The 12,388-nt window shown below is 57.9% G+C and carries 7 protein-coding genes and 3 pseudogenes; 7 read left to right on the forward strand and 3 right to left on the reverse strand.

Features of this window, described 5'->3' with window-relative positions; translation table 11 throughout:
- Window positions 1-1,465: 1,465 nt before the first annotated feature.
- The 3 genes and pseudogenes from C7G61_RS47150 to C7G61_RS40855 all read left to right on the forward strand — a co-directional run.
- Window positions 1,466-1,600 (forward strand): hypothetical protein, encoded by a 135-nt coding sequence (locus C7G61_RS47150; RefSeq protein WP_274542316.1) that lies wholly within the window; start codon window positions 1,466-1,468, stop codon window positions 1,598-1,600.
- A 303-nt stretch (window positions 1,601-1,903) separates the two neighbouring features.
- Window positions 1,904-3,217, forward strand: a complete 1,314-nt coding sequence (locus C7G61_RS40850) for an LLM class flavin-dependent oxidoreductase (RefSeq protein WP_063800216.1) — start codon at window positions 1,904-1,906, stop codon at window positions 3,215-3,217.
- A 383-nt stretch (window positions 3,218-3,600) separates the two neighbouring features.
- Window positions 3,601-3,906 (forward strand): annotated as a pseudogene (locus tag C7G61_RS40855) (6-pyruvoyl trahydropterin synthase family protein); the annotation flags it as partial.
- Between the two features lie 152 nt (window positions 3,907-4,058).
- Here the strand turns inward: C7G61_RS40855 and fcl are convergent.
- On the reverse strand, window positions 4,059-5,060 hold the full coding sequence (gene fcl, locus C7G61_RS40860; RefSeq protein ID WP_108523199.1) for a GDP-L-fucose synthase: 1,002 nt from the start codon (window positions 5,058-5,060) through the stop codon (window positions 4,059-4,061).
- On the reverse strand, window positions 5,041-6,126 hold the full coding sequence (gene gmd, locus C7G61_RS40865) for a GDP-mannose 4,6-dehydratase (RefSeq protein WP_108523200.1): 1,086 nt from the start codon (window positions 6,124-6,126) through the stop codon (window positions 5,041-5,043). Before gmd ends, fcl begins: the two co-directional genes overlap by 20 nt.
- Window positions 6,127-6,607: 481 nt before the next feature.
- Here gmd and noeI point away from each other — a divergent pair.
- The 4 genes and pseudogenes from noeI to C7G61_RS47730 form a co-directional block, all read left to right on the forward strand.
- Window positions 6,608-7,199 (forward strand): annotated as a pseudogene (gene noeI / locus C7G61_RS40870) (2-O-methyltransferase NoeI); the annotation flags it as partial.
- Between the two features lie 992 nt (window positions 7,200-8,191).
- Complete coding sequence (locus C7G61_RS40875) at window positions 8,192-8,437, forward strand: hypothetical protein (RefSeq protein ID WP_244608732.1); 246 nt, start codon at window positions 8,192-8,194, stop codon at window positions 8,435-8,437.
- Between the two features lie 591 nt (window positions 8,438-9,028).
- The gene (locus C7G61_RS47725; protein WP_210205924.1) at window positions 9,029-9,586 is read left to right on the forward strand and encodes a 4'-phosphopantetheinyl transferase family protein; all 558 of its coding nucleotides are present in this window, start codon (window positions 9,029-9,031) and stop codon (window positions 9,584-9,586) included.
- 1,482 nt (window positions 9,587-11,068) lie between these two features.
- The gene (locus tag C7G61_RS47730) at window positions 11,069-11,257 is read left to right on the forward strand and encodes a helix-turn-helix domain-containing protein (protein WP_108523203.1); all 189 of its coding nucleotides are present in this window, start codon (window positions 11,069-11,071) and stop codon (window positions 11,255-11,257) included.
- Between the two features lie 190 nt (window positions 11,258-11,447).
- Here C7G61_RS47730 and C7G61_RS40900 read toward each other — a convergent pair.
- Window positions 11,448-12,306: pseudogene (locus C7G61_RS40900) on the reverse strand (IS3 family transposase); the annotation flags it as partial.
- Between the last annotated feature and the right edge of the window lie 82 nt (window positions 12,307-12,388).

Genomic DNA, 12,388 nt, shown 5'->3' on the forward strand with positions numbered 1-12,388 from the left:
CACGAACTCAAGGAGCGCATCATGGCCGGTATCGACGACGTCAATCGCCATCCGGTCATCCACACGTGGACCTACAAACTCGCCGACGCCGCCTGATATGATTCGAACCAAGAAAACGCTAATCTAGTTGCTGTGAGCGGTGTTCCACGTCAGGTTTGTGAACATGCGAACGAGCCGTTCTCGGAAAAAGCCGACTGCGGCGATGATCACCGCGACCACCATCAGCAGTACGTCGCCGTATATGGATGAGCATCAAACAGCTTGAATCTCACGTAGCGTCAGGTTGTAGGCTTGGAAGAACGATGACCAAGGCTACCACGCAGGCGTCCATGGCTCATTTGAGAAATCAATTCGAGCGGCATGCTTGCGAGGTCGACCTTCTCGCTTGCGGATGATGACCGATCATTCAGGTACATCTTGTACCAGGATGGGAAGCGCTCTCGCCGGTTATTGGAATGACACTGAAAGCGGGCAAAGTCGCATGTGGCCTGGGGAGTGTCGGATGATACGAATGCTGAATGCTTGGTGATGTAAGTTGCAATTGCGCAGGTCGCGCACCGCCCGCGCTGCGATCAAGCTACCAGAAGCTCGCGAAGAGACGCGCTCCCGCTGCATAGGCAGTTGTGTCCGGCCGGGGTGTCGGCGTGGACCAGGCAACGTTCCTGTAAAAGGCCGCCGCAGATACTAACTGAGATTCGTGCCATGCTTCGAAGAAGACATCCGCGCCAGGATATCGCGCCACGACATGCAACGCGGTGAGCCAGCAGGCCTGAGGTCAGGCAGGTATCGAAGCGTGCGAGCGCATAGCTGCATGTATGTTGCGGCTTGATAACGCTCTGATTAGGAAGTCGGGCTCAGAGCCCTTTCGTTCTTCGCATCATCATTCGGTCGACACTTCAACGATGGACGAATGCCGTAATGCAACGATCAGAATAGCCGAATGTTCGGGCGATGAAAGCGGAGCGCTTCAGGAGTTTAACAGCCAAAGTCTAGCATCGCTGGTGAACGGTTTCAGCAAGTGGCCGGAAGAGGCGGCCTCTCGCCAAGCCACGATCGCAGTAAACCGGCAAGCATCGGTGATGCGGCAGCCTGTACGGCCAACGCCAGCACCACTGGATGCCCCCGCCGCAAATTGCCAGATACCAGATCATGCTGCGATGCCGAGCGCCCTGGCCGTGAAGTCGCCAGAGGCAAGATGATCCCCGAGCAGGCATTCGAGTTCGGCACGAGACCCAGGGTCGTCGTTTAACGCACGTGTTGTCGTGGTCGGCCGTGTCCGGTTGAAGACGTAATTTCCAGGCCCGACACTACGCAGCTAGTAGCCCGCCGGCGTGACGCGAAGCACATGGTGTTTCTTCTTCAAGCAGCCTCGCACAAAAGGTCTTGTGGCACGCCGATTGCTGGGAGACGGTGAAGAATCCGTCACGACAATGGCGGTATCGCAGGCACCGGCCCGGGAGTTTAGATGAGACTTGCTCAGTTGATCCAAATCAATGCCATCACTGCTGCACTGTTGAGTGCTGTACCGCCGATTGAAGCCACATCCGTCGTGGTGCCGCTGTCATTAGGCCAGCAGCGGCATTGGTCCTATCGCGTCTGATCGTCGGCAGAGAGGCACATCCAGATCGCGCCTCGGTCGCGGCGAGCTGGGAGCGCCCGCCCTTCAGTGGCTTCGGAATTGGTCGCGAATGAGGCGCTGTGCACTACCTTCGTGGAGGGGGCGGCGAGCCGTTCCAGCAGATCGGGCGGCTGGAGTTAAGAGAGAGCTCGATTGGCGCGCAAGAGCTTTGAACCGAGAGAACGAAGTACATTTGCTGGCCGCGGCGCAGAACCACCCTGCGGCACTGGGCTGGGCACCATGTCTGAAGCGGCTCGGTGACCATCGTACCCCAGGAGAAAAAGGATGAAGCTTGGACTGTTTTATGAACACCAGTTGCCGCGTCCTTGGGAGGACGGCAGCGAGCGAAAATTGTTCAGTGATGCGCTGGAGCAGATCGAACTGGCCGATCGGCTCCGATTCGATCACATGTGGGAGGTTGAGCATCATTTCCTCGAGGAGTACTCCCACTCATCCGCACCCGAGGTCTTTCTGGGGGCTGTCTCCCAGCGTACAAAGACTATTCGCATTGGTCACGGCATTTGCCTGTCCTCCCCGAATTACAACCATCCGGCACGGGTGGCGGAGCGTCTGGCGACGCTCGATTTGATCTCTGGGGGGCGCGCCGAGTGGGGGACCGGAGAATCCGCGTCGCTGATCGAGATGCATGGCTTTGGGATCGAGCCCGAGCAGAAAAGTGCCATGTGGCGGGAAGGGGTCGAGCAGACCGCCAATATGATGACGATGCAGCCGTATCCCGGATACGACGGGCAATTCTTCACAATGCCGACCCGTAACATCGTGCCAAAGCCGGTCCAGAAGCCGCACCCACCGATCTGGATGGCGTGTTCACGGCGCGACAGTATTTTGCGTGCCGCGCGTTACGGGGTAGGGGCGCTGGTTTTTGGATTTGTGGAGGCGTCGCAAGCGAAAGTGTGGCGCGACGAGTATTATCAGATCATCAAGTCCAATGAGTGCGTGCCCATTGGGCATTCGGTAAACGCCAACATCGCCACTCTCAACGGTATGATGGTTCATGAGAACGCCGAAGAAGCGATGCGTCGAGGACTCGATGGTTTCAAGTTCTTCGGTTATTCGATCGCGCATTATGCTGTATATGGCGAACACCGCCCTGGGCGCACGAATTTGTGGCGGCGCTTCCAAGCGATCAAGGACGAGATGAAGGAGACGCCAGGCTCAGGCAGCATCGGACAGCCCAGGAGTGTTCGCGAGCATCTCATGGGGTATGCTGATGTCGGTATCGACCAGATGATCTTTATCCAGCAGTGCGGCATGAATAAGCACGAGCATATCTGTGAGGCACTTGAGCTGTTCGCCAAAGAGGTCATGCCTGCTCTGAAAGAGCGGGAAGACGAGCGCGTCCGACGTAAAGAAGAGGAGCTGGCTCCCTACGTAGAGGCGGCACTTGCCCGCAAGTCCTCGATGCCCGAGCTGCACGAGTCGGACATCCCGAATGTCGAGGCGATTGGCATCGTCCTTGAGCGTTGTACAGGTAAGGACTACGCCTCGGCCGGTGGCACCTTCGCGGACCCGACCCGCGGAGGCGCCATTCCGATGGCTTCACGCGAGTCCTTCGCCAAGTCGGCCAAGGTCGACTGACGCGAGGGCCGCGATGGGATCTGGCCGAGTTCATGGGCGGGTGCCCTCAGTGGCCGGCAACGGCCGAGGAAATCGGCCACGCATCGCTCACAGTCCTAAGAAGCTTGTGTGCTGGCCGCGCCAATCCTACAATTGATTTCTCTGCGAAGCTGGGAACGCGGAGTCGAACCCAAAGCTATGCGTCTAAGTTTTCTGGGTGACTACGTTGATCGGGGTAGATGCCGAATGCCTCACCCCCTGAATCCAATTGCCCCTTTAGCTGATGGATGCCCCAATCCATACGCGAAATCATGGGTACTACTCAGTTATCCGAACTGGGCTGAGCATTGAAATCCTATAAGCATCTGCGCATTCGATGAAGATATCCCAAGCCTTTTGAAACGGCTCACCGGCTCCCGAACGTGCCGCCCACACATAGGTGCAGCCGCGTGCACGGCCATTCCTATAGGGTCGAGGTGCAACTCGATGGACCAGGGATCCTGTCACCGGATTCGTCGTAGACTTTTCTGACCTAGATCATCAGTGCACTTGATCATTGATGCCTAAACGAAGTCGAGGGATTGGAGAATCCTACGGCAGAGAACATTGCCGTTTTGATCTTGGAGAGATTGAAGCACAAGCTTCATCAAATATTATCCGTTCGAGCCTACGAAACCTCCGATTGTTGGGCTGAATATGATGGACGATGACAAGAAAAGCAGCTTGTTTGGCCTGCTTCTCGTCGTCGAATTTGCAATCCTTCGAGCCCTAAAGCTTAAAAAAAGGCGTGCATCTAAAACCCCTTCTGCCCGAACCATCGATTCCCGCTCAAGCGCTAGGAGATTCTTCACAGGCCGATTGCTTATGGGTCCCGGATCACGCTCGCTTGTCCGGCACGCGGAGGACTACTCTGCCGCGACCAGTGGCTCTCGTTGAGATATGCTCGGTACGCCAACGCAATTCCCTCCCTCAGCGAGGTGCGGGCTCGCCAGCCGAGCGCGGTGAGGTGGCAGACATCGAGCAGCTTGCGCGGCGTGCCGTCGGGGCGCGAGGTGTCAAAGCTGATCTCGCCGGTATAGCCGACAGTTGCGGCCACGACACGGGCGAATTCGGCAATCGTGATGTCCTCGCCGGTGCCGATATTGACCAGTTCGCTATCCGAATAGATCTTCATCAGATGGATGCAGGCATCCGCGAGATCGTCGACATAGAGGAATTCGCGCCGTGGCGTGCCGGTGCCCCAGACCACGACCTCGCTGGCGCCGGATGCCTTCGCCTCATGGAAACGGCGGATCAACGCAGCCACGACGTGGCTATATTCGGGATGATAATTGTCTCCGGGGCCATAGAGATTGGTCGGCATCACATTGATGAAGTCGGCGCCATACTGTCTCCGATAGGCCTCCACCATCTTGATCCCGGCGATCTTCGCAATCGCATATGGCTCGTTGGTCGGCTCCAGTGGGCCGGTCAACATGGAATCCTCGCGCAGCGGCTGCGGCGCCAGCTTGGGGTAGATGCAGGAGGAGCCGAGGAACATCAGCTTCTCGGCTCCGTTGACATGCGCCGCATGGATCACATTCGTCGCGATCGCCAGGTTGTCGTAGAGGAATTCGGCGCGAAGCGAGTTGTTGGCGACGATGCCGCCGACCTTGGCGGCAGCGAGAAACACCACCTGCGGACGTCTGGCGGCGAACCATTGGTTGACTACCCCCTGATCACGCAGATCGACTTCATTGCGGGTCGTTGTCAGCAGTTCGACATCTTCACGCCCCAGCCGGCGCGCCAGTGCGGAACCGACCATGCCGCGATGGCCGGCGACGTAGACGGTCTTGCCCTTCAGCTCAAAGGGAATGCTTGCCATGAGCCGCCTCCCGTCGCGCGTCTTCGAGGTCGCTCGCGACCATCTCCTTGACCACTTGGGCAAACGACGTCTTGGGCTTCCAGCCGAGCTTCTCGCGCGCCTTGCTGGCATCGCCGACCAGAAGATCGACTTCGGTCGGCCGGAAATAGACCGGATCAATCCTGACCAGGGTCCTGCCGGACTTGCCATCGAACCCGGTCTCGTCGACGCCCTTGCCACGCCATTCGATGCGGCGGCCGACTTCGGCAAACGCCAGTTCGACGAATTCCCGCACCGAACGGGTCTCGCCGGTCGCCAGCACGAAATCGTCGGGGGCATCGGCCTGCAGGATCCTGTGCATGCCCTCGACATAATCCCGCGCATGGCCCCAGTCGCGCTTGGCCTCGAGGTTGCCGAGATAGAGCACCTCATCGAAGCCGGTCTCGATGCGGGCGACGCTGCGCGTGATCTTGCGCGTGACAAAGGTCTCGCCGCGGATCGGGCTCTCATGATTGAACAGGATGCCGTTCGAGGCATAGATGCCGTAGGCCTCGCGGTAGTTGACCGTGATCCAGTAGCCGTACAGCTTGGCGACGCCGTAAGGCGAGCGCGGATAGAACGGCGTGGTTTCCTTCTGCGGCACCTCCTGGACCAGACCGTAGAGCTCCGAGGTCGAGGCCTGATAGAACCGCGTCTCCTTCTCCATGCCGAGGATGCGGATCGCCTCCAAGAGCCGCAGCACGCCGATGGCGTCGGCATTGGCGGTATATTCCGGGCTTTCGAAGCTGACGCCGACATGGCTCTGGGCGGCGAGGTTGTAGATCTCGGTCGGCCGGATCTGCTGCATCAGCCGGATCAAATTGGTCGAGTCCGTCATGTCGCCGTAATGCAGCAGGAACGGCACCTTGCGGGAATGCGGGTCCTGGTAGAGGTGATCGATGCGGGCGGTGTTGAACGAGGACGACCGCCGCTTGATGCCGTGGACCTCATAGCCGAGGCCGAGCAGATATTCGGCAAGATAGGCCCCGTCCTGGCCGGTGACGCCGGTGATCAGCGCCACGCGCCGCTGTGAATCCTGAGCCGTCATTCTCTCTCCGGTTATGCGCAAGGGAAGGCCGTCATTTGCGAAGTCTAACTGAAAGTCGATTCAAATCAGGCGGTTAGGCCGCCGAGTCAGCATCGGCCGGGGCAATGAAAGCTGGAGCCCGCCCTTTGCCTTGTGCTGTGGTGCGATTGTGACGAGCTACTTTGCAATTCGACAGCAATGACATGGTACGACGCGCCTATTGAAGAGCCCGAAATACGCTGGCGACGCATCCTAAAAGCCACGAGTTGATCGAGAGGCGCGCATAATCCATCCGCTTTATCGTCAGGCCGGCGCATACACTATATATACATTGATATACATTGCGCAGGAAGGGGGTGCGTGTAATCGAGAATTCAAGGACAAAGTTCAACGGACCTCCGCGAGGCCCTGTAAGTAGGCAGCTGCCGAGCGCTCCAAAAGTTCTCGACAGGACTGCTGGCTAGGCTTCGGCAGGCCTTTTTCTAAGAGACCGCATATTTCCATGGAACCCACATCATCCTTAACAGTACATCGGCAGATTGCTTCTCTTCTTCCAAAAGCCGGATCGCGTTATCTTGGACATCGGCTGCAACGACGGAACCGATACGCGAAAGTTTCTCGAGCTCTGCCCGCAGGCTCAGCTCTACTGCTTTGAGCCAGATCCCCGAGCGGCTGCTCGCTTCAAGAAAAACATGGATCTGTACCTCGACAAAGTGAAGCTATTCGAGATCGCGGTCAGTGACCGAAATGGCAGGGTCGATTTCCATCCAAGCAATGGAAATGGAGATGCGAAGGAATGGGATCTCTCTGGCTCAATACGCCGACCCAAGAATCATCTCGTGGAACATGACTGGGTTCGGTTTGATCATCCCATCTCAGTTGAAACTCGACGGTTGGATGATTGGTGCAGTGAGGCGAACTTAAAACGCATCGATTTCATCTGGATGGACGTGCAGGGAGCCGAGTCCGATGTGATCGCTGGCGGCAGGAATACCTTGAGCAACACGCGCTTCGTCTACACGGAATGCAGCGACCAGGAGCTCTATGAAGGGCAGCAGTCCCTGCAAGCCAATCTTGACCTGTTACCTTCGTTCGTCCGGCGATGAACCCTCACTCGCCTGCGACCAGCTCTTCGATAAGAACTCGCAAGTACCCAAATCCCGAAAAGCCGCAGGCCCAACAAAAACAGCTTGAATCTCACGTAGCGTCAGGTTGTAGGCTTGAAAAAATGCTGACTAAAGCCATCATTAGCAACTCAAACGAGTGCCACGCAACGTTCCCATTGAGGGATTCGTGTCTTCTCGAGCATCCTCGTGACGCTTTCATTCAGTGTGCTTCGAGAGGCTGAGTCACTTCGCGTGTTGGCAGGCAGAAACAGATCGGAGTCAAGGAAAGATCCACAAATCCAAGAGGGCTCGTAAGAGGGCTCGTAGTGGTGCGACGTGGGAGGTAGATCAGTCCGTGCAAGCGCTTCGGAGGGCCGGCCACCCTTAGGCAGAGTCACCCATGTGGGTGAGGCGTGCGCCGCATTGGCTGGGCCGCGTGGCACGTTGCGATCTTCTCAGCCGATCTTGATATGCAGGTGGCGAGGGCGCCGTATTCTTTAGGAAGTGCGGTATCGCTGCGAAGGAGCTGAACTACTGTGATGCTTGCTGCCTTCTCCTCGTTTCGTGGAGCATGTTGGGAAACCTCAGTCCGCTGCTCACCGGGGGCCGGCGGTTGCGCCGGCATGGTCATCATGGTCGTGTAATTTCGGACTCCCGCCATGCGTGCAGAAGTCGACGTCGCCGCTTTCGAGTTCGTGTCACGGCGAAGCGCCCCAATGGGTGAGGCTGCGGATCCGGCAGACGTCTCGAACTTCCGAGATCGTATGCGCAGGGTCGTCTTTGAGCCTTACTCTGCTTACCGCAGCCCCAGAAGTAGAGTCTAGAAGTCGACGGAAGCTGTTTCGCCCAAGTTTCCTGAGCCCGCATGATGTGACCGTCGTGGCAACACAGGCGCGGAGGCGGAGCGGCTTTGGCCGGTCTTTCAACGGCGACCACAACTTCGCCGACAGGCGAGCCAACATTCAGAAAGGAAGCATGTCTTGACTCAGGCCGAAAAAGACGTGGTCGAGCACATGCTCGCATCATTAGCGATCAGCTCGCTGCAAAGTGGCATTGCACCTACCAACGAACAGGTTGCGCATCATTTTGAGCTATCATGCGAGGAGGTTGGACTTGTCGTCACGCTTGAATCTGCGACCCGAATCTTCAATTGCGTCGCACGCGAGATCCACAAGGCGCAGTCGGTGCTCGAGTTCATCGGTCGCGCCACGGATCAAATGCAGTGAGCGAACGGAATGGAGCTCCTCGCACGAGCGCGCAGCACAAAGTCGCCCTCGTTGGTCCGGCATCATAATGGAGGGTAGGACCGACAGGTTAGGTTCCACATAGACTGCATAATTCTGCTCGACGTCCACAAGCAGGGTACCAATCCGCCCCGACCTCTGCCTCACCGGAATTGTTGAAGGCCGTACCCGTCCACTCTGAGCACTCTGCGACAGCTCCGACAACGGTGATGCAATTCGGCCAGCCAGGTGTGGCGCGAGGGCTGTCGATCTCGAAAGCGGGTCGCGTCAGCGCAGAGCTCGTCCGATGCACGCTCGATCGGTCCGATCCTGCCGTCGAAATATCGAGCGTCGCAGAGCATGACTTCGTCTCGGATGCTGCGGGCCTTGAGCGGCCTGCGATCTCAGGCTAGCTAACGTAAAGCGAGCTCAGATCTGCAGCTTCACATTGTTCCAGAACAAAGGTTGGTCCAACCTATGAAAACGCTAACGACGTTAGGGGCTGCTATCGGCGCAGCTTTGGCAAATGACATCAGCTTTTCCGGCGGATCGATATGTGACCCGGTCCCCCTCCCATTTCCGGCCGAAGACGACATGTTGGGGAACGTCTCGCTTCGTCGTCGGCGTGAGTTCGCCTGGGGACGGCATCACGCTCATGAGGTCTTGCGCAAATTGGGTTTCGCTCCTGTTCCGATTTTGTCGAGAGTGGATCGGGCTCCTCTTTGGCCTTCGGGAGTCGTCGGCAGCATTTCCCACTCTTCGTCTGATTGCGGAGCTGTTGCTGGAAAGTCCAACACTGTGCTCGCTCTGGGGTTGGACATTGAAGATCAAGAACCGCTAGGAGCGGACCTTTTGCCGCTCGTGTGCACCTCCGAGGAAATCGAGCGTAAGGAGTGGTCCAGCAGTCGCTTCGGCCCGAAATTGTTCTTCGCAATAAAGGAAGCCGTATACAAATCATATGCGCCGGCAACTGGTGAATTCTTGGATTTTCAAGATGTCAGTGTCAGGACGAATGATCAGAGCGGGGTCTTCGAGGCTGAGATTGTCAACCCGGAAAAGCCTACTAGTTTCGGCAGTCGAACCATAAATGGAATCTATCGTCCATTTGTTGGAGGAATTCTAGCACTAGCCGTGCGATTTCGAGGCGCGTGATGCATCTCGTCAGCTAAATGCTGGAAGGCCAAACGAGACCTCATCGAGGTTGCCTTGCAATTGAAGAATATTCTTCTGTTCTAGTAGCGAGTGGGCGCTTTGACTCCGATAAGAAGCTTAATGTGTATGACTCCGTAGCGCCCCGCTGCCCTCTCCGCGATCCGACCAGACAAGGTCCTTCACCGAGCCCTTTCTGATCGAACGTGAGCTGAGATGCCGGTCATCATGTGGGTCTCTCAATCAGGAAACCGTGAAAAGGGAGCGCCTGATAGGTCACGACTAGCTGCCGTTATCCGGGTTTCGCGCGATGATGCCCACGCTCGCAATAGCGATGGCGCCGTTAGATCCAACATCGAACAAGCTATGTAAACTGCCGGATACGCAACGTGGTGAGAGCGACGCCGCAAGCAACAGCCAAGCCAGAGATGATCGAGGCGGTGGGCGCCCGTCGGGCTGCCGAGTCGCAATTCGCCTTGGCCTGCGCGCGCGCTTCCGTACGAAAGCAAACGCGCCTCTTGTCTAGAAGCCGCCAAGCTGTTGCGAATGCGACATCGCGAGCGAAAAAAACAGCCAATTTGCGGTTGCGTCGCAGTGGCTCAAATCCTGCACCGCGCCAGGTGGCAGTAGGGCCAAGCCGGTCGCAGAAGTCCGAAGTTGCAATTGAAGGGGAATCGCGAGCTGCGGAGCATTGGGAGCTTTTTGGGTTTCTAAGCCTCTCAACGCATTTCCGCTGTGCTTCGTTACGCTTGCCCATGGCGTGAGAGCGTGGCGCAATCCCGATGCGCTGACCGTGGTCTTCCCTCCCGTTGGAGAATGCATCAAGACCAAGTGGTAGATTGCGACGCAGGACGTCAGCCACCTGGTCGTCACGCCGGGCACGACCAAGCACCAGATCGATGCGCTAATCGAAGCTATGACGACGAGAAGGCTGGGGCTCGAGGAATCGGACATTCGTGATGGCTGCGTGTGGCACGCTTAACCCCCTAACATCGGAGTAGGTGAGGTGCGTCGAGTGTCTACTCCGCTTGCTCTCGAAGGAGATGAATGTTGCAATCACATTGATCGAGCACCGCATCATGACATTCGAAGGGTTGTCGGGCCTTAGTAGTCTCGCATTCGTTGCCGGAACGGCCTATCGTACCGAGCCAAACATGGTGCGGTCCTCTCGGTCGGATCCGTCACCTTTGGCTAAGGACTGCCGATAAAAATTTCGATGAACGTTTCTGGAGCTTCGGGCGAATGTCCTCGACGCGATCTCAAGCCGGAGCACTGTTGTGGATCGGCGAGGAGAACCAATGGCGACAAACGAGCGTTGCTAGTCGCGAAGCGTCTAGCCGTCAAATCTTGTGCAAGCAATTTCTGCGGGGGACGCCGAGTTGGGTAAGTCAAGCGAGCGGATTGGAAGCGCCCGAGTAAGCTTAAGAAGGAAGCGTGCCGGAGCGGCTTCCGCCTACCGCTGCGCGACCGCAAAGGCGCCGATCGATGAGAAGGGGGGCTGCCATTCGGCGTGCCCGGCTCGAGAGCGGGCTTACGCTTGGCGATGGTGCATCGGCAGCATGTATTTCAGTCCGGATGATCAGTCGGTTCGAAACGAGGCAATCGACCGTCAGCATTGTGCTGCTTGAAAGTTTCTGCGCGAGATTAGGTAATGACCTCGGCGTTTTTCCGTGAAGTTGAACGACGGGAGAGGCTCAACTCAAAGGCGCTGATCGAAGTGGAGGTCGTCCGCTCAGCTGGCAGGTACGGCACACCTATCGCTTGCTGTCGCACCGAAAGGGAGCACGGAAGCTTTTCGAACCCTGAGCTGGGCCCGGTTGTCTGAACAGATTTTCCGCATCGATAAGTGGAGCCTCTGCCGAGGTTAGGCTGCCAAGCGGAGAGGCAGCGTGGTGAAGTAAGCTTGATCGGGCGTCGCGCCGTCAAGGCTCCGATCGAAGCACGGGCCTCGCTGACGCTGTCGTAGCCGCGCAGATACACCTCCTCGTACTTGACGCTGCGCCAAGGCGCTCGACGAACACGTTGTCACGCCAGGCACCCCGGCCGTCCATGCTGATGGCGACGCCGTTGTCGGCGAGCACGCCGGTGAATGCCGCGCCCGTGAACTGCGAGCCCTGATCGGTGTTGAATATCTCCGGCTTGCCGTGACGCGCCAAAGCATCCTCCAACGTCTCGACGCAGAATGCCGCTTCCATTGTGATCGACAGCCGCCACGACAGAACCCGGCGGGTCGCCCAGTCCAGCACGACAGCGAGATACACAAAGCCACGCGCCATCGGGATGTACGTGATGTCCATCGCCCAGACCTGGTTCGGCCGCGTGATCTCCATGCCGCGCAGCAGATATGGATAGATTTTGTGGCCGGGCTCGGGCTTGGTGGTGCGCGGACGGCGGTAGAGCGCCTCTATCCCCATCTGCCGCATCAGCGTTTTGACATGCCGGCGGCCGATCTTGCACCCCTCGGCAGCCAGCAGGCCTCGCAACATTCGCGAACCGGCGAAAGGAAACTCCAGATGCAGCCGGTCGAGCCGTCGCATGATCGCGAGGTCGTCGGACGACACCGGGCGCGGCAGATAATAGACGCTGCCGCGGCTGATGTTCAGAGCTTCCGCTTGCCGGGTGATCGGCAGATCGTGCGCACGGTCAATCATCGCTTTGCGCTCAGCAATCCCGCCTTAGTGAGCGCTCCTTCTAAAAAACTGATCTCGGCGCTGCACGCCCCCTGTGGGATAGAAACGGGTTGGCGATAGACTGCGTTCGGAAGGGAGCGGCCGATACGATTTTGGTGGCATTTAACCCCGTCAA

Source organism: Bradyrhizobium algeriense (assembly GCF_003062295.1).
In the GTDB taxonomy this organism is placed as follows: Bacteria; Pseudomonadota; Alphaproteobacteria; order Rhizobiales; family Xanthobacteraceae; genus Bradyrhizobium; species Bradyrhizobium algeriense.